Annotated in this window: 20 protein-coding genes, 1 tRNA gene and 1 pseudogene; 7 read left to right on the top strand and 15 right to left on the bottom strand. The window is 34.1% G+C overall.

What is annotated here, in order from left to right:
• Positions 1 to 816: 816 nt before the first annotated feature.
• Positions 817 to 936: pseudogene (locus tag ACJ5GX_RS07575) on the bottom strand (RsfS/YbeB/iojap family protein); the annotation flags it as partial.
• A gap of 128 nt (positions 937 to 1064) precedes the next feature.
• Here ACJ5GX_RS07575 and ACJ5GX_RS07580 point away from each other — a divergent pair.
• The 3 genes from ACJ5GX_RS07580 to ACJ5GX_RS07590 are packed head-to-tail and all read left to right on the top strand — an operon-like array spanning position 1065 to position 2923.
• The gene (locus ACJ5GX_RS07580; protein ID WP_052264674.1) at positions 1065 to 1664 is read left to right on the top strand and encodes an AAA family ATPase; all 600 of its coding nucleotides are present in this window, start codon (positions 1065 to 1067) and stop codon (positions 1662 to 1664) included.
• Complete coding sequence (locus ACJ5GX_RS07585; RefSeq protein WP_007302261.1) at positions 1657 to 2145, top strand: RNA pyrophosphohydrolase; 489 nt, start codon at positions 1657 to 1659, stop codon at positions 2143 to 2145. The genes ACJ5GX_RS07580 and ACJ5GX_RS07585 overlap by 8 nt, the downstream gene beginning before the upstream one ends.
• Positions 2135 to 2923: a TatD family hydrolase gene (locus ACJ5GX_RS07590; protein ID WP_007302260.1), complete on the top strand. Its 789-nt coding sequence runs from the start codon at positions 2135 to 2137 to the stop codon at positions 2921 to 2923. Before ACJ5GX_RS07585 ends, ACJ5GX_RS07590 begins: the two co-directional genes overlap by 11 nt.
• A 5-nt stretch (positions 2924 to 2928) precedes the next feature.
• Here ACJ5GX_RS07590 and mdh read toward each other — a convergent pair whose 3' ends face one another.
• Genes mdh through ACJ5GX_RS07625 form a run of 7 tightly spaced genes read right to left on the bottom strand, consistent with a single transcriptional unit; the run spans position 2929 to position 6716 of the window.
• Positions 2929 to 3873, bottom strand: a complete 945-nt coding sequence (gene mdh, locus ACJ5GX_RS07595; protein ID WP_007302259.1) for a malate dehydrogenase — start codon at positions 3871 to 3873, stop codon at positions 2929 to 2931.
• A 3-nt stretch (positions 3874 to 3876) separates the two neighbouring features.
• Positions 3877 to 4452, bottom strand: a complete 576-nt coding sequence (locus ACJ5GX_RS07600; protein ID WP_007302258.1) for an NADH-quinone oxidoreductase subunit C — start codon at positions 4450 to 4452, stop codon at positions 3877 to 3879.
• 1 nt (position 4453) lies between these two features.
• Positions 4454 to 4957: a NuoB/complex I 20 kDa subunit family protein gene (locus ACJ5GX_RS07605; protein WP_007302257.1), complete on the bottom strand. Its 504-nt coding sequence runs from the start codon at positions 4955 to 4957 to the stop codon at positions 4454 to 4456.
• Positions 4948 to 5301, bottom strand: coding sequence for an NADH-quinone oxidoreductase subunit A (locus tag ACJ5GX_RS07610; protein ID WP_012481929.1), 354 nt, complete (start codon positions 5299 to 5301; stop codon positions 4948 to 4950). The genes ACJ5GX_RS07605 and ACJ5GX_RS07610 overlap by 10 nt, the downstream gene beginning before the upstream one ends.
• Before the next feature lie 17 nt (positions 5302 to 5318).
• Positions 5319 to 5687: an HIT domain-containing protein gene (locus tag ACJ5GX_RS07615; RefSeq protein ID WP_006014413.1), complete on the bottom strand. Its 369-nt coding sequence runs from the start codon at positions 5685 to 5687 to the stop codon at positions 5319 to 5321.
• A 6-nt stretch (positions 5688 to 5693) separates the two neighbouring features.
• Positions 5694 to 5978, bottom strand: coding sequence for a hypothetical protein (locus ACJ5GX_RS07620; RefSeq protein WP_495292871.1), 285 nt, complete (start codon positions 5976 to 5978; stop codon positions 5694 to 5696).
• A gap of 3 nt (positions 5979 to 5981) precedes the next feature.
• Complete coding sequence (locus ACJ5GX_RS07625; RefSeq protein WP_007302253.1) at positions 5982 to 6716, bottom strand: hypothetical protein; 735 nt, start codon at positions 6714 to 6716, stop codon at positions 5982 to 5984.
• A gap of 184 nt (positions 6717 to 6900) precedes the next feature.
• Between ACJ5GX_RS07625 and ACJ5GX_RS07630 the strand changes: the two genes are divergently transcribed.
• The gene (locus ACJ5GX_RS07630; protein WP_019078639.1) at positions 6901 to 8277 is read left to right on the top strand and encodes a UDP-N-acetylmuramoyl-tripeptide--D-alanyl-D-alanine ligase; all 1377 of its coding nucleotides are present in this window, start codon (positions 6901 to 6903) and stop codon (positions 8275 to 8277) included.
• A 33-nt stretch (positions 8278 to 8310) separates the two neighbouring features.
• Positions 8311 to 9276, top strand: a complete 966-nt coding sequence (locus tag ACJ5GX_RS07635; protein WP_096097155.1) for a complex I NDUFA9 subunit family protein — start codon at positions 8311 to 8313, stop codon at positions 9274 to 9276.
• 8 nt (positions 9277 to 9284) lie between these two features.
• Here the strand turns inward: ACJ5GX_RS07635 and ACJ5GX_RS07640 are convergent.
• The 4 genes from ACJ5GX_RS07640 to rpmF all read right to left on the bottom strand — a co-directional run bounded on the left by ACJ5GX_RS07640 (position 9285) and on the right by rpmF (position 11678).
• Positions 9285 to 9358 (bottom strand) — tRNA-Arg (locus tag ACJ5GX_RS07640).
• Between the two features lie 142 nt (positions 9359 to 9500).
• The gene (locus tag ACJ5GX_RS07645) at positions 9501 to 10457 is read right to left on the bottom strand and encodes a beta-ketoacyl-ACP synthase III (protein WP_052264671.1); all 957 of its coding nucleotides are present in this window, start codon (positions 10455 to 10457) and stop codon (positions 9501 to 9503) included.
• Positions 10450 to 11487 (bottom strand): phosphate acyltransferase PlsX, encoded by a 1038-nt coding sequence (plsX, locus tag ACJ5GX_RS07650; RefSeq protein WP_096097156.1) that lies wholly within the window; start codon positions 11485 to 11487, stop codon positions 10450 to 10452. Before plsX ends, ACJ5GX_RS07645 begins: the two co-directional genes overlap by 8 nt.
• Before the next feature lie 8 nt (positions 11488 to 11495).
• On the bottom strand, positions 11496 to 11678 hold the full coding sequence (rpmF, locus tag ACJ5GX_RS07655; protein ID WP_006014434.1) for a 50S ribosomal protein L32: 183 nt from the start codon (positions 11676 to 11678) through the stop codon (positions 11496 to 11498).
• Between the two features lie 231 nt (positions 11679 to 11909).
• Between rpmF and ACJ5GX_RS07660 the strand changes: the two genes are divergently transcribed.
• Together ACJ5GX_RS07660 and ACJ5GX_RS07665 are read left to right on the top strand one after the other, a co-directional pair.
• Entirely contained in the window at positions 11910 to 12692 is a 783-nt protein-coding gene (locus ACJ5GX_RS07660) for an MlaE family ABC transporter permease (RefSeq protein ID WP_052264924.1), read from the top strand.
• On the top strand, positions 12685 to 13386 hold the full coding sequence (locus ACJ5GX_RS07665) for an ABC transporter ATP-binding protein (protein WP_052264923.1): 702 nt from the start codon (positions 12685 to 12687) through the stop codon (positions 13384 to 13386). The genes ACJ5GX_RS07660 and ACJ5GX_RS07665 overlap by 8 nt, the downstream gene beginning before the upstream one ends.
• Before the next feature lie 259 nt (positions 13387 to 13645).
• Here ACJ5GX_RS07665 and ffh read toward each other — a convergent pair whose 3' ends face one another.
• The 3 genes from ffh to ACJ5GX_RS07680 all read right to left on the bottom strand — a co-directional run bounded on the left by ffh (position 13646) and on the right by ACJ5GX_RS07680 (position 19680).
• Positions 13646 to 14989, bottom strand: a complete 1344-nt coding sequence (gene ffh, locus ACJ5GX_RS07670; protein WP_052264999.1) for a signal recognition particle protein — start codon at positions 14987 to 14989, stop codon at positions 13646 to 13648.
• Complete coding sequence (locus ACJ5GX_RS07675; RefSeq protein WP_052264998.1) at positions 14974 to 16533, bottom strand: proton-conducting transporter transmembrane domain-containing protein; 1560 nt, start codon at positions 16531 to 16533, stop codon at positions 14974 to 14976. Before ACJ5GX_RS07675 ends, ffh begins: the two co-directional genes overlap by 16 nt.
• A gap of 303 nt (positions 16534 to 16836) precedes the next feature.
• Positions 16837 to 19680 carry a WPE palindromic element domain-containing protein gene (locus ACJ5GX_RS07680; protein WP_495292872.1) on the bottom strand — a complete coding sequence of 948 codons (2844 nt, stop codon included), beginning with the start codon at positions 19678 to 19680 and terminating at the stop codon, positions 16837 to 16839.
• Positions 19681 to 20048 lie beyond the last annotated feature (368 nt).

A 20048-nucleotide genomic window follows, 5' to 3' on the forward strand; every position in this document is an offset into this window, starting at 1 on the left:
CCGGATACGACAAAACACTGAAAAAGATGAGGTTCGTGTGAGAACCGCCTTTGTTTGTACTGCCTACCCAGTCCTGAAACCCTGTGCACGCCACTGGGAATGAAGCAGCACATGAAACCAAAAAATAATCCCCACGAAACAGAGGTCGAAATATGAAAAAAAATGTAGACCTCCCATACAAAATGTAGCAGCCGACCAAGTCTGGTTGTATGTGAGGTCTAAATTTTTTCATATATTGTTCAATGTTCTTAGAGGAAAGTTTTTCGGTTTCATGGACTAGTTTATCCTTTAAAAGGAACGCAGTTCTTTTCCTTACAACCTGTATAGTCACAGTCATAGACCGCGTAATGTGAACAAAAAAAAAACAGTTTGTTGTGGATGGCGAATTGTTTGTTAGACACGCATTGTTGACGTTTTAATGAAGAAAAATTTGTTGGATGTTAAAAATGTTAAAGATGTTGGATGTTAAAGATCGTACGCGAGGCAAAATTTTACGGAGTAATTCCTAAAGAATTGCGTATAAGATAATAAAATAGCTTGGATCTGTATCATCTACTCCAGTTTAGTAGCGCATTAGCTACTGGGCTGCCTTAAAGCAGTGTATACAAGAAAAAAAATATTTCATGTATTGAAATTTTTTTACACTTGACAATCTTTTTACTGTCACTTCCAAAAGTAGCGGCCGCCATTTATAGATTCATTCTTTATCCGCCTAAGTTATACGTACTAAATTGAAGGACAATATATTAAGAAAAAATATATATATCTTGAAAATTTTTGATTGATTTCTCTCCTTTACCTATTAACTCCAAGATCGATCATATATTTTGCAATGACAGTTTTATTCTGTACATCAAAAGTAACTATATCTTGACCTTTGTTTTGATCTATTACATCTACAATTGTATTTTTTATTGATTCTGTATCACCATTCATTATTCTAAATTATATAATTTATCTGTAATGATACACTCAAAATTTCTGAATATGAACTATTTTTGATATGTTTCTAGTGTAACGTTTATAATACATATATTTGTAATATATGATAGTTTTCTGATGGTATGATCATTTACTTAATCGGATTTCCGGGTAGTGGCAAACTTACGATTGCAAAAGAGCTGTGTAATATTATTGATGGGGTGATAGTAGACAATAACCTGTTTAATAATATTATATTTGATATGATTGACTTCAGAAATGCTGAGGTTACAAGTGAAATATGGGAAAAAATTTTTGTGATTAGAGAGAATATGTTAGCAATATTGGAAAAATACCATATAGAATCAAAGCATTATATATTTACAAACGAATTGATAAAAGGTGATTCCTATGATCAAAAAGTATACAACTCAGTGGTGAATTTAAGTAAAAAAATGAACGTGGAGATTCTCCCTGTGGTGTTATATTGTAATAGTGGAGAACTAGTAAAGCGCGTTCAATTAAAGGAAAGAGAGCAGGAGAGAAAAATTACTGATTCAGATTTTGCTATGAGAAGAATTAAAGGAAAGAAACTATTTGTCCCTCAAGGTTCACTTGAAATTGATAGCTCAAACTTAAGCGCAAAAGAAGTTGCAAAAAAAATTGTTGAAAAAATGAATAGTAAAAAAGTAGTTGGAACTTCTATGATAGATAATTTAGCAACAGAGAGTATTTGTGATTAGTGAGGAGAAAGAGTATCGCCCTTGTGTTGGCATAATGTTATTTAACAAACAGGGAAATATTTTTATTGGAAAACGTTTTGATAGTGACTCTTATTGGCAGATGCCACAAGGAGGAGTTGATGAAGGTGAAGAGCTAGAGCAGGCAGCGCTACGTGAGCTATTGGAGGAAGTTGGTACTGATGAAGCAGAAGTTGTGGCTCAAAATAAAGAGTGGATATATTACAACTTACCCGAGGAAGTTATACCGATATGCTGGAATGGGAGATATTCTGGCCAAAAGCAAAGGTGGTTCTTAATGAAATTTTGTGGGAAGGATAAGGATATTAATATTAACTATACTGATCATCCAGAGTTCAAAGAGTGGCGTTGGCAAAATGTGGATGATTTGGTAGCCAGTGCTATACCGTTCAAAAAAGAAGTTTATAAAAAAGTGATAGAAGAGTTTTCTTCTATCATAAAAGGATCTATTTATGATAGTTGATTCTCATTGTCATCTAATTTATTTTTCTGATGATGAAATACCAAAGGTAATTTCAAGAGCAGAGCAAAATGGTGTGAGAATTTTGCATAACATATGTATAAGCATTAATGATATCCCTAAATTATTAAAAATCTCTTCATCCTATGATCAAGTCTACTGCTCCGTTGGTATACATCCGCTTGATACTACTGTGGAAAAAGGTGAGTGTATAAATGCTGATGAATTGATTGAATTTACTAAGGGCAAAAAGGTAATTAGTATCGGTGAAACCGGATTAGATTTTTATAAATCTGATAACAAAAGCAATCAAAAAAAAAGTTTTGCATCACACATAGAAGCGGCAAAAGTAACAGGATTACCTTTAGTTATTCACACTAGAAGTGCTGATAGTGAGATGATTGATATGTTAAATTCAGAAATGAAGAAGGACGCTTTTAGTGGAGTAATGCATTGCTTTGCTTCTTCTAAAGAGCTTGCTTATAAGGCTATGGACTTGGGATTATACATTTCATTTTCTGGAATTATTACTTTTAAAAATGCGAACTTACTAAGAGAAATTGCACAAAATGTGCCACGTGAGCGTGTTTTAGTTGAAACTGATGCACCTTACCTGTCACCTGAGCCTTACAGAGGAAAAAAAAATGAACCAGCAATGGTGAAATACGTTGTGAATTGTTTAGCGAAATTATGGAATGAATCGCCAGAAGAAGTAGCAAAAATAACTACAAATAATTTTTTTAGACTGTTTTCGAAGCTTGAGCTCAAAGAAATTCTATAGGGCAATTAATTTAGCTGACAGAGCTCTTTTACTGCACTTACAGATTTATAAAACATCTCTTGTTCACTATCGTTCATTTTAACTTCTAGAACTTTCTCAACTCCATTTTTGCCAATAATAGTAGGAACACCAATGAATAAGTCTTTCACACCATATTCACCATTAAGATAAGCAGCGCATGGTAATATACGCCTTTTATCTTTTAAGTATGATTCTAGCATGCTTATGGCTGAAGATGCAGGAGCATAGTATGCAGATCCAGATTTAAGTAGATCAACTATTTCTTTTCCACCATTACGAGTGCGCTCAACTATTTCATCAACTTTTCCTCGCGTAATCACACCCATCTCAATGATTTGGGTAAGTGGAATGCCAGCAATTGAAGCATAATTGATTAGTGGTACCATAGTGTCACCATGTCCTCCAAGCACAAAAGCAGATACATCTTCGACAGAAATATTTAACTCACTTGCAAGAAAATAACGAAAACGAGCAGAGTCAAGCACTCCTGCCATACCAACAATCATATTAGTTGGCAGGCTTGAAGATTTGTATACTACTGAAACCATAGCATCTAAAGGATTGGTAACCACTATTACAAATGCGTTTGGAGAATGTTTTTTAATATTTTCCCCAACCTCTTTCATTACTGCAGCATTAGTTTGCAGAAGGTCATCTCTGCTCATTCCAGGTTTTCTGGCAATGCCAGCAGTTATTATAATTGCGTCAGAGTTTTTTATATCTTCATACCTATTTGTACCAGTAATATTGACATTAGATCGATCAATAGGAGATGATTCTGTAATGTCAAGTGCTTTACCTTGTGGTATTCCATCGCTTACATCAAGCAAAATAACATCTCCTAGCTCTCTTAGTGCAATCATATGGGCAAGAGTCCCACCGATATTTCCTGCACCAATCAAAGATATTTTTTTTCTTTGTGCTGTCATTTTCTACTCCTTTATATTTACTTTTGTGGCTTTACTAACTTCCCAAGGGGATAAGCTGTCAAACATACGAAAATCTTGTGGTAAGTCTATAGGATTATATACAACCTTTTTTGCCTCTATATCGTATCTTACTTCCTCGTAGCCAGTGAGAGGAAAATCTTTTAACATTGGATGACCTTTGAATCCATAATCCGTTAAAATCCTACGTAAATCTGGGTGATCAGAAAACTCTATTCCATACATATCAAATACTTCACGCTCAAACCACGAAGCTGCGTTAAATATCTTTGCTACACTTAGAGGTATATCACCTTCACATAACTGAAGCTTTATGTGCACTCTGATATTGTGTACAACGCTGAGCAAATTGTATATTAGCTCGAAACGTTTTTCTCTATCTGGGTAATCAACTCCAAAAACGTCAACTAATAATTCAAGCCTACACTTTTCATCATCACGTAGAAAGAGTAAGTGATTTTCAATGTCATTCAAAGCTGAATATATTACAATAGTGCCATCATTTTTCTGAATACATTCACATTTAGTCTTTTTTTGTATGTATTTTGCAGTTTTATCCATGCTATATATTTTTAGTTCGTTTTATTTTATTTTGTAGACATAGCATTCCATATAGCAACGCCTCAGCAGTTGGAGGGCATCCAGGAACATACACATCAACTGGCACAATTCTATCGCAACCACGGACTACTGAGTAAGAATAATGATAATAGCCACCGCCATTTGCACAACTTCCCATAGAGACGACGTATTTGGGATCTGCCATTTGATCATAAACTTTACGCAATGCTGCTGCCATTTTATTAGTTAACGTGCCAGCAACAATCATAACATCTGCTTGCCTTGGGCTTGCACGAAAGATTATGCCATATCTATCAAGATCATAACGACTGGATGCAGTGTGCATCATCTCTACTGCGCAACATGCAAGACCAAATGTCATTGGCCACAATGAACCAGACCTTGCCCAGTTCATTATATAATCTATTAAATCGCCAAATTTAGTGATAAGAAAACCTTCTTTTTTGTAACGATTCCAGTCGCCATTAGATAAATTTATTCCCATTCCAACGCACCTTTACACCACTCATAAAGAAAGCCTATAGTAAGTATTGCAAGGAATATCATCATAGACCAAAATCCGCAATAGCTTATTTTAGATAAAGAAACGGCCCAAGGGAAAAGAAAAGCAATTTCTAAATCGAATATTATGAACAATATTGCAACTAAGTAAAATTTTATGTCGAAACTTTTTCTGGCTCTTGATAAAGGATTAAAGCCACACTCATATGTAGAAAGCTTTTCACCATCTGGGTTACTGACTGCAAGAAACATAGGTAATACACCTAAAGTAAAGGATACTACAATTGATACACAGATAAAAATTAATATGGTTAAATATTCACTCATTTAAAAAACATATAACACTATGAATTTACATGCTTTCCTAATCTTTTACCACCTAAAATATGTATGTGAAAGTGCGGTATAACTTGCTCTCCATCTTTACCGTGATTAGTAACTAATCTATATCCTGTTTTTTCTAAGTTATATTTATGTGCTATTTCTCTAACAGTTTTAAAAAAACTTACTATTTCCTCTTCGGAAGCTTTCAGAACAAAATCATCGTATGAAACGTATTGAGCTTTTGGTATAACTAGAATATGAACTGGTGCATCAGGATACTTATCACGAAAAGCCAGCACATTTTCATTTTTATGTATTTCCTCATAAGACAACTCACCTCTTAATATCTTAGCAAAGATATTAGTGTCATCATAAGCTGTACTACCCATACTTTATTAAATTCCTGGTCCTCTTCTATTTTGCTTATGATTTGGTGTAGAAGGTGGGCTTATTGCTGCTTCGCTAGAAGCATCTTCAAGACTTGAAACGTCGTCTTTTAGCTGTATATCTTGTCCACACAAAATTGACCCATAGTCCATTTGGTGTCTTTTTGAAAAAGTTTCTATTCTATTTGCCCTTCTTGCAGCAATAACTTCTGGTTGTAAATGATACATATCTCCAGGAACAGTTAGGCTATGATACCTTTCCTCTATTTGAACTTCTTTCATAACACTCTCCATAATTTATTTCCCCCTACCTCTTATGCTTTCGCAACTTTCAAAATCTTGTTTAATAGCTTTTTGCCAATTATTTAAAATTTTCTCTGATGACTTTTCTTTATCCATAGGCCTTACAACTTCCTGTGACTTCTGCTTTTTACTATCATATCCACTATACAACTTTTCTGCAATACCATACAGCAATTTCCGATCTGTGTGAACTTTAAACTCTCCACCAGTAATTTTTGCCAAATTTTTAAGATCACAATCAATCTTATTATAAATTCCTTCAAGAGCGTACTTTTTCATTACTTTTTCATCCATACCTAGATTTTTATCTTTTATTTCTTGGATAATTTTTTCAACATCAACTTCAATTACAATTTTGTTTTCTTCTCTAAAAATAGTTATATTGGGCAGATCTTCCCTTATTTCATCTAATTTCTCTGGACTCAAGTAAGGTATATCCCCCGTTAAAGTTCTTGACGCTAAAAAACTTACCTTACCTTTTTCTTGTTTTGTTATTTGTATGCCGAGGTACTTACTAGCTTCTGTGGTTTTTATAGGTGGGTCATATTTCTCTTCTTCTTTAGGCAAATCACTCACAGCGTTTTTTAATGAAACTTTAGCATCATGCTTCATTTCATCAATTGAAGCAAACGGTTTCTTCATAGGATAAATAAGTGCTTTAGGCACAAGAAAAAACACGCCTTTTATCTTAGCCAAAATAGACTTTTTATTTGACTCATCTTTTGCCATACATACCTCCAAGTCACTTTCTACAATCAGATAGTAAAACACACTCAATTATAGACGAAAATATTTAAGCTTGTATATCTATTATAAGATGAAATTATAGAAATAGCAATCATTATTTGTACATTACCAAAGTATGTAGTATTTTTGCTGCTTTTCTTGTTCAAATTACCTTTAAAGATAAATTATGTTAAAATGGAACGCAAATAATATTATAGATGCTACTGGCGGAAGAGGGGAGGGTGTTTGTAATTCGGTGTATAGCTCAAATATTTCAACGGATACAAGAAGCATAAAAAAAGGTGATTTATTTATTGCTCTCAAGGGAAAGAAATTTGATGGGCATGATTTTCTACATGAAGCATTTTTAAAAGGAGCTGTTGCTGCGGTAGTAAGCGAAGATAAATATAGAAATTTTCCTCTAATTATTGTGCAAGATACTCTAAAAGCTTTGCATAATATGGCATCATATTACATTAGAAATATTCTTGTTAATGCTAAAGTTATCACAATTACAGGTAGTGTTGGGAAAACCACTACAAAAGATATGCTTAACACTGTTTTGTTGCATTATGGAGTATCTCATGTAAATGAAGGTAACTTGAATAATAATATAGGATTGCCTTTTACGATTCTAAAAGCGCCAGAAGACTGCCAGTATTTAATCCTTGAAATAGGAATGAGTAGAGCTGGTGAAATAAAAGAGTTATCGAAGATTAGCAATCCGGATATTGCAGTTATTACCAACATTGAACCTGCGCATGTTGAAAACTTTTCATCTCTACTTGATATTGCGCAAGCGAAATTAGAAATTCTACATGGTATGAAAAATAATGGTACTTTGGTTTTGAATAAGGATAATGAACATTATGATTATCTCTTATCAAATGCTAACAGAAATGTAGTAAGCTTTGGTAAGAATGAAAGTGCTACTGTTTGTTTGTTAGAACTAATAAGAGACGATAACGGTCTAAATTTAAAAATCAAACTGAACAGTGGTCAAATTATGAACTGTAATTTACCTGTAAAAGGCGAACATTTTGCATACTCTGCATTAGTTGTTACAGCAGTTTTGCAAAGTCTCGAACTTGATTTATCTAAATTACCACTAGCACTTGAGAATTTTACTGTAACAGAAGGTAGAGGTAATGTTCATCAAGCTAAATACAATGGAAAATTAGTACATTTGATTAACGACTCCTATAATGCTAACCCTACTTCAATGAAGGCTGCAATAAGAACTTTAGGTACATATTCTAATTTAAGAAAAGTGGCACTACTTGGCGATATGTTAGGACTTGGTAATGAAAGCATAGTATTTCATACAGAATTGCTTGACTCTATAGTAGAACAAAATGTGAATAAAGTTCATACAGTTGGTAAATTTATGTTAGAATTGAATAAACTTTTACCGGAGAATATAAAAGGCATGCATTTCGATGATTCTAACCAATTGAAAAGTAATTTAGCTAATATTGTTCAAGGTAATGATGTAATTTTAGTTAAAGGTTCTCATGGAATGAGAATGGACCTTATAGTGCAGGAATTCACAATAGAATATTAAATAAAACTATTGTATTAATTTAAAGTTAAGTTATTGGAAGTTTTAACTGTGATAAAACGTATAATTATTTTTGGTGGAACGGGATTTATAGGAAAACACATCGTAAGACGCTTGGCAGCGGCGGGGTATTTAATAAGAATATTTACTCGTGATCAGGAAAAAGCTGCTTGTCTGAAGTTATGTGGAAATTTAGGACAAATATCAATAATTGAAGGAGATTTTTTTAATGAAAGATCAATTTTAGAAAGTATGGAGGGGTGTGATGTTGTTATAAATTTAGTAGGAATATTATATGAAAAAAGAAAATACGATTTCTATACAGTTCATGTTGGAATAGCTGAAAGAATAGCAAAAGCTGCGCAAATAAAAAATGTATCCATGATGATACATTTTTCTGCCATGGGAATAGAAAATGATAAGTTATCAAAATATGCCCAAAGTAAATTGAAAGGTGAGAAAGCTGTAGCTTCGGCGTTTCAAGGAGCAATGATAATTAAGCCAAGTCTTGTATTCGGTAAAGAAGATAGTTTCTTCAATAAATTTGCAAGATTAGCAACAATTCTTCCTTTTTTGCCGTTAATCGGTAGTGGAATAACGAAGTTTCAGCCGATATGTGTAACAAACTTAGCTGAAGTGGTATACCGTATTATCAGCTTTAATAAGCAAGATAAAAAAATTTATAATATAGGTGGACCAAAAGTTTACTCTTTTAAAAGCTTATTAAAGTTTATTCTGAATGTGACTAACAGAAAGTGTCTACTGATCAATGTACCTTTTCCAATGGCAAGATTGATAGCCTTTTTCTTAGAAAGTAAAGTTGTTTCTGTACTGTTAAAACCTATAACCGGAGATGCAAGCCCTATACTTACTCGAGATCAGGTGAAAGTTATGATGAGTAGTTCAATCGAAAAGTCAGATGATCTCGGAACAATGAAAATTAGACCACTAGCAATTGAAAATGTGGTGCCAGAATACTTGAAAATTTATAGAAAGCATTGATAGAAGAATGTGCCCGGTAGGATTCGAACCTACGACCCACAGCTTAGAAGGCTGTTGCTCTATCCAACTGAGCTACGGGCACACATCATATATAAAATGCTTCTTAGTACACGTGAAGTCAAGTATTTCTTGTGAATATAATGTTTGTGATAATATCTCAAAACTTTGTCAGTACAGCATGTAACGATAAAACTGAGAAAAAAGAAGCGTGGGTAATAGGAAGTCTAATAGCGCAGTAACACAGAACCCCAGGTCAGGCCTGCACCTATTGAAATCAGCAGTACCAGATTTCCTGATTTTATTTTTGATTCTTGTATTGCATAGTCTAAGGCCAGTGGAATTGATGCTGCTGAGGTGTTTGCATGCTTATCAACGGTATTAATCACTTTCTCTATAGGAAAATCTAATTTCTTTACTACTGCTTCAATAATACGAATGTTTGCTTGATGGGGAATTAACCAGTCAATATCAATGATTTTCAAATTATTGCATTTCAGAGTTTCCTCTACTGAGGCTGTTAACTTATCCACTGCATGTTTAAACACTTCTCTTCCATTCATAAGTATCTTTCCAGAATCACGAGTAGAGGATACCCCTCCGTTCGTACATAGTATGTCCACATTGCCATCAGAGTGTAAGTTTGTTGATATGATGCCGCTGCTACCCATTTCTGATTTTATTATCACTGCACCAGCACTATCACCAAAGAGTACACAAGTTGACCTATCTTCCCAGTCAACAATCCTAGACATTATTTCAGCACCAATAACGAGCGCATATTTTATTCTATTGTCAGATTTTATGAGCGAATCAGCAACTGTAACTGCATATATAAAACCAGAGCATGCTGCTTGTACATCAAAAGAAAATGCATTTTTACATTTTAACTTACTTTGTACAATCGTTGCACAGCTAGGCAAAGTTTTGTCAGGTGTTGTTGTTGCAACTATGATCAAACCAATTTCATCTATTGAAATTTTCGCTTTTTCTATAGCATTTTTTGCTGCATTAACAGCTAAATCTGACGTTAGTTCTCCTTCATCTGCTATATGTCTTTGAACTATTCCTGTTCTTTGCCGTATCCATTCATCGTTTGTTTCAACTATCAATGCAATTTCGTTATTACTCAAAATTTTTTTTGGTAGGTAAGAACCAGTGCTCAATATGAAACTTTTATTCAATATGACTTACCCCGTTAATTATCTTCTGGTTCAAATTTTCACTGATTGCATTTACTGCAAATTTTATAGCGTGAGCAAAAGAAATAGCATCAGAATTTCCGTGGCTCTTTATAATGATACCATTTAGCCCTAAAAACATAGCTCCACTTCTAATTTTAGGATTAAAACGCTCTAATGCTTTATTTAGCTTGGGTTTTAACAATATGCCGACAAGCATTTTTGTCATCCATGAATTAAATACTTCCTGTTTTATTAGACTGATAAAAGTACCAGCAGTTGCCTCAGCTGTCTTGAGCATTACATTACCAACAAAACCATCAGCAACAATTACGTCTATATTACCATCTAAAAATTCACTTGCCTCTATATATCCTTTGAAGTTAATACTTGGAGCATTTTTGAGTAACTCAAAAGCTCCTCTTACTGAGTCAGTACCTTTCACTTCCTCTGTACCAATGTTTAGCAAAGCGACTTCAGGATTTTCAACTTTTAATGCTATTTTTGCAAATATACTCCCCATTAATGCAAATTGAAATAATGAGTCAGTATTACAGTCAACATTTGCACCAAGATCAAGCAATGCAAAGCTTTTTGTCTTAGTTGGACAGACAGATGCAATAGCAGGACGATAGATATTGGGTAATGTTCCTAAAATAAATCTGGAGATAGCCATCAATGCTCCAGTGTTGCCTGAAGACACCATCCCAAAAGCTTTACCTTTTTTCACTGCTTCAACAGCTGCCTTCATACTTGAATCTTTGCGATGTCTAAGTGCAAAAGAGGGTTTATCATTTGGAAGAACATTATCAGAGCAATGGGTAAATTCGGAGTTATCGCTTACTTTTTTGTATTTTGAAAGCAAAGGAGATATTTCTTTCTGATCTCCATAAATATGAAAAAAAACTTCAACACCTGGGTCAACAAGATTATCCAAGAAAAAACTAGCACCTTGAATTACGGAAAGAGGTGCAAAATCCCCTCCCATAGCATCAAGTGCGATAGCTATGTTGTTGTTGACCGTGGGTAACATATCATGAGTTACTCCGCCTTTTGTTTAATGAAAACACGTTTTCCTTTGTAACTATTGTCAACTGCTATGTTGTGAGGCAACATGAATTCTCCAGTTGTTGCACATACTACAATATTCTTAGGCTTAATAGCATGATGAGAACGATGCATATTACGCCTTGACTTTGACTTTTTTCTCTTCGGAACTGCCAAAACTTACTCCAATTCAATTATATAACACAATTTATTAGTAGCATGTTTTTTACAAGGAGTAAATAGCAAAATAAATAAGGTTTTCTTATACAATTCAGTCTTATAAACTTAAACTCAAGCATTTTGATCAAAGTATATTGAACTTAAGACATATCTTGACTATACTCTGGCGAAGTTAATAAAAATTTTAATAAAATCAGTAAAACTAATTTTAGCTAAGATAAATGTAAAGTGAGTTCCTTTAATATAGACAGCGTTAGAATAATCGGTAGATGCTTTATGAACTTTCTGTTGAGGATTGGTAACGCATTTGTATTTTTTATTCAATCTCTATACCACTGCTTTATTCCTCCATATTATTTTAGCAATGTGGCAAGACAAATTATAGAGATAGGCTTTTTCTCTTTGCCAATTGTTGGGCTCACTGGAGTTTTTATAGGAGCAGTGATAGTTTTACAGAGTAGCTTAAGTGGTATATTGATTAATCAAGAACAAGTAGTACCTAAACTTGTTGCGATCACTATCATTAAAGAGTTAGGGCCAGTTTTGATCAGCTTAATAATGGTAGGAAAGGTTGGGTCCTCAATTGCAGCAGAAATTGGCACGATGCGCATCACTGAACAAATAGATGCACTTACAACTTTGGACATCAATCCTTTCAAATATTTAATTGTACCAAGAATTCTAGCGTCAGTTATAGTATTTCCAATACTTACAGTATGTGCAGATCTAATAGGAATATTTGGAGGGTATGTCACCGCAGTCTTTGAATTTAACCACAATTTAAATATATACATAAAATATACAGCTCAATTCTTTAATATGTACGATTTTATTGTTGGGCTAATGAAAGCGACTGCTTTTGGAGCCATAATTTCTGTTTCAAGTTGTTATTACGGTTACCATTGTAGGGAAGGTGCACGAGGAGTAGGTATTGCAACAACATCAACTGTTGTTATATCCTCTATATTGATAATTTTAGCAAATTACTTAATTACTTTAATACATGCATAGCCCCATAATATCAATATTGAATATAAGCTTATCCTTTGATGATAGAACGATATTAAACAACATAACTTTCAATATATCGAAAGGAGAATCATTAGTCATACTTGGCGGCTCAGGAAGTGGTAAATCTGTATTAACAAAAATAATTATTGGATTACTGACACCAGACTCAGGGTCTATTAAAATAAATAGTAAAAGCAAAAATAAATTTGGAGTCTTATTTCAAAATTCCGCTTTGTTTGACTACGTTACAGTGTGGGAAAATATATCTTTTAATTATAAAAAGCGCTTTAATATCAGCGAAAAGGAGGCAAAACAGCTAGCAATCGAGAAGTTAAATGATGTTGGACTGGAGGAAAGCATAGCAGATATGTTTCCAATCGAGCTATCAGGCGGAATGAAAAAAAGAGTAGCACTTGCAAGGGCGATTGCGCACAATCCAGAAATTATTGTATTGGATGAGCCAACTTCAGGATTGGACCCAATTATGTCAGATATGGTAAACGAGATAATAATAAAATTATCTAAAGACTTTAACCCTACAATTATCACGATTACACATGATATTCATAGTGCATTTAAAATAGCTGATAAAATAGCAGTATTATACGAAGGGAATATTATCTACCACGGAACTGTCCAAGAAATACAAAATACTAATAACGAATATATAAAAAAATTCATTCATTATATATAGCTATAGGTTTACAAACGATATTGTGAATGCCACATCTAGCATAACTTGAGCTACTGACAATTGTCGTTCTGTTACTAGTGTAGTGCCACGGTGGTATGGTGTGTTAGCTATAAAACAACGCATTAAATATAGCTAAAGTAACTTATATCAATTTTTATTATTATGCCAATTCCAACTGCGGAAATTTATTGAATTTGTTACTTCACTACTCAACAGCAATTACAACTGATGATTTTATTTCATTCTACTACCTGCTGATTTATTTTCTGCTCAGCATATCCATTAAATCAGATTCTTTGAGTTTATTATGATCAACTTTACTGAATTTATTCACCATAGAGCTCATTTGATTATACTGCTTAATTAGAAGATTAACGTCAGTTACACTTGTTCCGGACCCCTTAGAAATTCTAAGTCTTCTTTTGCCATTTAAAATATCTGGATTTTGCCTTTCTTTTTCGGTCATTGAGTTTATGATGGCTATATATTTTTTCACTTTATTGTCGTCTGGCACACTGCTACTTAGCTTTTTTGTGAATGAACTAGGGATGAATTTCATTATGTTGCTAATGCCATCCATTTTACTCAGAGTTTTTAACATTCCCACTAGGTCGTTTAGATCGAATTTACCCTTTTTTACTTTCTTTTGTAACTTATCAATTTCTTCCTGACCAACAATCTCAGCAGCTTTTTCAACCAATGATACAACATCACCCATGCTAAGTATCCTTTTTGCAATTCTATCGGGATAAAAATCATCGAGGTCACTTAATTTTTCACCACAAGCAATAAATTTAATTGGACAATCGGTGATCATTTTCATAGAAAGAGCAGCACCACCACGTGCATCACCATCAACACGGGTGAGAATAATGCCGGTTACACCTATTACCTCATTGAATGATTTGGCAATGTTGACCGCATCCTGGCCTATCATTGCGTCGGCTACTAAAATAACTTCTGCAGGTGAAGCTATTTCCTTTACGGCTTTCAACTCATTCATCATATTATTGTCAATATGAAGCCTGCCTGCGGTGTCTAGTATTAATACATCATAATTATCGTTCTTTGCTGCTGCCAGTGCCCTTTTTGTAATTGCAATAGGCTCCTCATTTATTACTATAGATAAAGTTTGTACGTCTATCTGTTTACCTAGCACCTCAAGTTGTTTCTGGGCAGCCGGCCTATAAATGTCTAAAGAGGCAAGCATCACTTTTTTCTTTTGCTTTTTTAGCTTGAAAGCAAGCTTTCCTGAGGTAGTTGTTTTACCTGCACCTTGTAAGCCCACCATCATAATCACAGCAGGGGGTTTAACTGCTAGATTTAAGTCACTTTTCTCTGATCCGAGAACTGCAACTAAATTATCCTGCACAATTTTAATTATCATTTGTGCTGGAGAAACACTTTTTATGACTTTTTCCCCAATCACTTTATCTTTAATGTCGTTGATGAATTTTTTTGCAACTTCAAGTGAAACGTCAGCTTCAATTAAAGCTATACGTATTTCACGCATGGCAAGATTAAAATCATCTTCAGAAATGATCGACTTTCCTCTCAGTTTACTAAATACAGAATTTAAACTTTCAGTTAACGATTTAAACATAATAGCATTAGTAGAATACTCATTAAAAAGAGAGAAGAAGCTGAAACAAAACTCACTGAGTTATAACTTAGCACTTCTTTAAGTTTAGTAATATTATTAAAGTATAAATTAGTAAGTGAATTAGTCAAGTTTTGCAGTACGTTGGCAGACATTTCTCTCACTTTAAAGACCAATTGATTGAACAGCAAGACAATATAGGGTACGAAAGCTCTAAAAATCCAATCAATATCCATTTTAAAATTTATTCTTGGGTAAAATAACTTGCGTAAAGGAATAAACAATAAAGTGGTACATAATAACAAATTAAATTGCGACAAAATATTTTTTGTGTTGTACACAAAATCGAAAATCGAAGGGTTATTGTAAATAGGCAAGTAAGGGTTGCCAGCAATTATACATATGAATGCTAAAATAATCATTGTTATTCTACCTTCTTTCCCTTCTGAAGGTTTGGACTTGCTTTTAGCGATAAATATGTAATAGAAAAACTTGAGCCCCACGCTTAAATAAAGCAGTAAATTTAGAATCTTGTATAAATTTTTATACACTTCTAAATTAGCACCACTTGCTTCAATCTCGGCTGTAATGTATGATTTGCTAATAAATCCAACGGTTCCAGGAAATGCAGCCACTGTGAATATCGCAATTATAGCACACATGCCTTCGACTGACATCAATTTACCCACTCCATTAAAACTAATTGTTTTTGTCCGCGAAATAATCGCATTGCTAACCACAAACAATAATGATTGATAAACAAGAGAGAAAATTATGTGTAGCATCAAAATTGGTATTGCCTTTTCCGAAGGGCTGAGTAAACCTCCTGCAATAATCAGCAAGCCCATTTGTCCTACAACATTATAGCATAGAAATCTACGAATATTTTGCTCAAGAGAAGCAAATATAATGCTGTAAATTACAGTGATGGCGCCTACAAGTGCTAATATTTCAGTACAATCTTGCCATAGGGTGTAAGTGTGTAAAAGCATCACTAAAAAAGAGACTTTAGTGGTAAATAAAGAGAGATATGTAGTGCCATGTAGTGATGCAGCAGGATATGCATCAACAACCCAAAACGAAAAAGGAAAACAAGCGCAGTTTATCAATAAACCCAAAATTATCAGGTTAGTGCTTTGAAGTGCCAATCCTGCTGTCAATATAACTCCAACCAAAAAGTGTACACAAGCGTACCTTATTGCAGATCCACTATCTCTACAGCTAGCTGCGATAATAAAAAATGCACTGATGGTCATTAATTCAAAGAATATTATAACCAACATTATCTGCTTGGATAAAATTGCACAGAGTGAGCAGGTAGTATAAGCAAAAAAAGATAGCATCTCTGAAAAAGTCAAATTTTGTGTTGGTAGAACAGCTAAAAATGCAACTGATAAAAAAGATATTAGTACGATACGAAAAGATAAATCAAAATTTAGAACTGGATGAGAGCAATTCAGTGTAGTACCTAAATTTTCAGGTAATATTAGGACTATCACTATTAATGTAGTCAACAGAAATAGCAATAAAAATTTATAAAGTTGCACAATGATGTAAAACAGTATGGTTTATGCTACCTCAACATACAAATAAAATCAATTTGCATATTAACCACTAGTTAAGCTAATTACCATATAATTATATCAGGGTTTAGAAGGTTATAGAGAAACCGGTCAGATTAGGTTTTTAATCTAATCTGACCGATAGCTTTAATAGTGAGGTAAGCTTTAATATAGCACTCCTAATTCACAGTGCTACACTCGTGCATAATTTATTTTTAATTTGTGCACGAGCGTTAGTAAATTATTTACTTTTTGAAATAAAATTTGGCATCACTTTAATATCCAGACTTAGTAAACCTCAGTAGGGCTGCCAGTTGGACCCATAAGAATTACTTGTTCACCTTCTTTAAAACATTTACATAAATTAGTGGAACCGCCAGTTTCAAGCACAATAGTGGAAATAATTCCTTTTTTTTTGTCTACTTCAGTGCCGGTTACAGCTATACCTTCCATAGCAAGGGTTGTATTATTGACTTTTCTGCTATTGATTGCAAAATTTTGCAACCTAAAGAATTGTCCGGGTTTAAAATTTTTTGCCGCAAGTGGTGCTTTGATCACTATTTCCACAACTTTGTCAGTTAAATATTGAATTTTTATAATCTTTGCGGTGAATTGCTCTTTGATTCTATTAAAAAATTTTTCGTTAGCCAGGTGTTCTGATATTATTCCAGCGCGTGACGCTTTAGTGTACAAATGCTGCAATTTGTAGGTAATTCGCATAGTAGGTGGTGTTATGCAAGTAGCTGACACTGGAATCCAGTTCTGACTATACAACCATCTGATGTACTCATTCAAAATTAAGTTTTCTGGATCCCAGTGTCTGGGCACTGGAATGACATCTTTTTTGGTGAAAGTTACTCTTACATTACAACATTCATACAAGTGTGCATATGACTCCGAGATTCTAGCTGGAGTGGGAGAAATGAAGCTAACTCTATTCAAAAGCTGAGAAATGATAGGGTAGCCGTTCTTAGCACTTGCCATAGCTTTCACGACGCTGCCGCTATACGAAGGGTGAAGATCACCAAAAAAGCTAATTGTTTTATTGTCTTGCTTATATACCAATATCCTGTCTTTATCCTGCATCTTAGGAGAAAATACTGGATCTATTTCTTTTCCTAATGAGTTTAAATGAATAAAATATCCATTACTTAGTTGAAAATGCTTTTTATCTTCTGTTGCAATAGCCGTGTTTGGTTCAGTGCCTGCTGCTATGAGAATAGAGCGTGCTTTGATACATTTAATTTCGTGGGATTTTGTATCAATCAGTTTTATCAACTCAGCATGATTATATTTGTCTGTAACAATTTCAATAGGCTCTAAGTTTTCAATGAAGTAGATTCCTTCTGACAATGCATTTTGCACCTCTTCGCTATTTAATCGATAGCTCGGTGAATCTTTTAGCTCTTTTCTGTATATAATTTTCACTCCCCCGAAGCTCTTAGTTAGTTCCAATATTTTTGCTTCTCTATTCTCTTTTTTTGCTAACTCTTGCTCTGCTTGGATCAATTTTGCGTGCGATATAAGCTCATTTGCAATTTCATATTCTTCTTCCGTCCAATCTTTTTCAACATATTTCTTTCCATACTTATCAACTAATATCTCATAACGAAGAAGAAATTTTTCTACTTGAATTGGATAATATGCTAAAGCTTCAGTGGCAGTATCAATTGCAGTGAGTCCTGCACCTATGACAACTATCGGCATGCGAACTTGCAGATTTGCTATGGAGTCGAACTTAAGAGCACCGGTAAGTTGTAATGACATCAGAAAATCAGATGCCATGCGCACTCCGCGAGCCAGCATATTCTTTATTTTGATCATTCGTGGCTTGCCAGAGCCAAGTGCTAGTGCGATGTGATCAAAACCCAAGTTGAAGGCATCATCAACATTAATCGTGCCATCAAAACGAATGCCTCCATAAAGTGCGAAATTCTCACGCCTTTCCAGTAGTAATCTAATAATCTTTAAGTAATTTTTATCCCATCGGGAAGTAATGCCATATTCTGCCACCCCACCAAACCCATCTGCCATGCGTTCACTCAATTTTTCGTGTTTGAAATCTTTAATTAGCTGAAAATTATCGATCAAAGGTTCAATCTTTAGTCCATCAATGGCGATAACGTTATGCCCATCGTTTAATAAATGATGAGCTAAATTAAAACCCGCAGGACCAAGTCCTACAACTAGAACGTTTTTTCCAGTATTTTCTTTTGGCAATGGACGCTGAAAATTTAAAGGATTCCAACGGCTAAGCAGAGAATATATTTCAAATCCGTACGGCAAATTGAGTACGTCGTCCAAAATCCTTGTTTCAACCACTGGCACATTTACAGGCTCTTGTTTCTGATATATGCATGAGTTTATGCAATCATTGCATATTCTATTCCCAGTAGCTGCACATAATGGGTTATCTATCATCACAATTGCAAGACTTGCTATGCTATATCCTTCGCTTTTTACCAGATTCATTTCTGATATTTTCTGCTCTAGTGGGCAGCCGTGCAGCTCAACTCTAAGTGGAGACTTTTTGAAAGTGTTGTCATCATTGATTAGCCCCTTTGAGCAGCTGTCCTTACTTTGCTTATGACAAAATATGCAGTAGTGAGCATTATCTAGTGCTTTATTCAAACTCACCTTTTTGCTTGTTAGATCAAAACCATATCTTCTTTTCACCTCATTTGAATACAGAACCTCAACCTCGTCTACTTCTTTTTTCAAGAATGATACGAGATTTTCGTAATCAATTTTCTTATGTATGCTAAATAGTATACTCTGTTTATTTTTTACTCTCCAAACTGCATATTGAGCCGCAAGTTCTATTTCTTCTTTGTGATCCTCTTTATTTTCAAGCCAACTCATTACCTGCTCAGAAAAGTTTTTTTCTGTTGTCGGTAAAGTAATGAAACTATTTAATTTGTTAGTGACATAATCAATATTTGCTACATCAGTGTATTTCTTCAATGCATAACGCTGAACAAATAATCTTTTGCATCTGTATATTACAGCAAAGTCATTGTGTTTTTCCTTTAACTCTTCTACTTCTTTTTCAATATTGAAAAATTTTGCAATAAATTCATCAAGTAAATGTGAGAGATCCATTATTAACTGGCTATTACAACCATCTTTCATCCAAGCTGGAATCCATCCTTCTTGTTTTCTGGATCGATCCTTGACTTGAAAATCTGTACCACACACAATATTCTTTATTTTGTATTCATGTAATCGTTCTAATGAATGACACTCAATATAATAGAAAGACGACAAGTTTATTTCGTAGAAAATCAAACTAAAAGAATTAAATTAGTAACGAACACAACGTGAGACGGAACCTGAGACAAAACTATGGCTGCCGCACGCCATATTGAAACGTAAAATTTTCAGTTTAGCACAGTGCCCTCTGGTTTGACATTCAAAACTATCAACAGAACTGTCAACAGGAAAACTCCCATTACAATCAAAATATTTTGCGCCTTAAAATTATTAGTTTAATTAATTCC

The sequence above is a fragment of the Wolbachia endosymbiont of Tuta absoluta genome, assembly GCF_059414725.1.

Bases quoted from the DNA above. Each gene is read 5' to 3' on its own strand.
- ACJ5GX_RS07580 (WP_052264674.1), top strand. From the start codon at position 1,065: ATGATCATTTACTTAATCGGATTTCCGGGTAGTGGCAAACTTACGATT.
- ACJ5GX_RS07590 (WP_007302260.1), top strand. From the start codon at position 2,135: ATGATAGTTGATTCTCATTGTCATCTAATTTATTTTTCTGATGATGAA.
- mdh (WP_007302259.1), bottom strand. From the start codon at position 3,873: ATGACAGCACAAAGAAAAAAAATATCTTTGATTGGTGCAGGAAATATC.
- ACJ5GX_RS07600 (WP_007302258.1), bottom strand. From the start codon at position 4,452: ATGGATAAAACTGCAAAATACATACAAAAAAAGACTAAATGTGAATGT.
- ACJ5GX_RS07605 (WP_007302257.1), bottom strand. From the start codon at position 4,957: ATGGGAATAAATTTATCTAATGGCGACTGGAATCGTTACAAAAAAGAA.
- ACJ5GX_RS07610 (WP_012481929.1), bottom strand. From the start codon at position 5,301: ATGAGTGAATATTTAACCATATTAATTTTTATCTGTGTATCAATTGTA.
- ACJ5GX_RS07615 (WP_006014413.1), bottom strand. From the start codon at position 5,687: ATGGGTAGTACAGCTTATGATGACACTAATATCTTTGCTAAGATATTA.
- ACJ5GX_RS07620 (WP_495292871.1), bottom strand. From the start codon at position 5,978: ATGGAGAGTGTTATGAAAGAAGTTCAAATAGAGGAAAGGTATCATAGC.
- ACJ5GX_RS07625 (WP_007302253.1), bottom strand. From the start codon at position 6,716: ATGGCAAAAGATGAGTCAAATAAAAAGTCTATTTTGGCTAAGATAAAA.
- ACJ5GX_RS07630 (WP_019078639.1), top strand. From the start codon at position 6,901: ATGTTAAAATGGAACGCAAATAATATTATAGATGCTACTGGCGGAAGA.
- plsX (WP_096097156.1), bottom strand. From the start codon at position 11,487: ATGTTACCCACGGTCAACAACAACATAGCTATCGCACTTGATGCTATG.
- ACJ5GX_RS07665 (WP_052264923.1), top strand. From the start codon at position 12,685: ATGCATAGCCCCATAATATCAATATTGAATATAAGCTTATCCTTTGAT.
- ffh (WP_052264999.1), bottom strand. From the start codon at position 14,989: ATGTTTAAATCGTTAACTGAAAGTTTAAATTCTGTATTTAGTAAACTG.
- ACJ5GX_RS07680 (WP_495292872.1), bottom strand. From the start codon at position 19,680: ATGAAAGATGGTTGTAATAGCCAGTTAATAATGGATCTCTCACATTTA.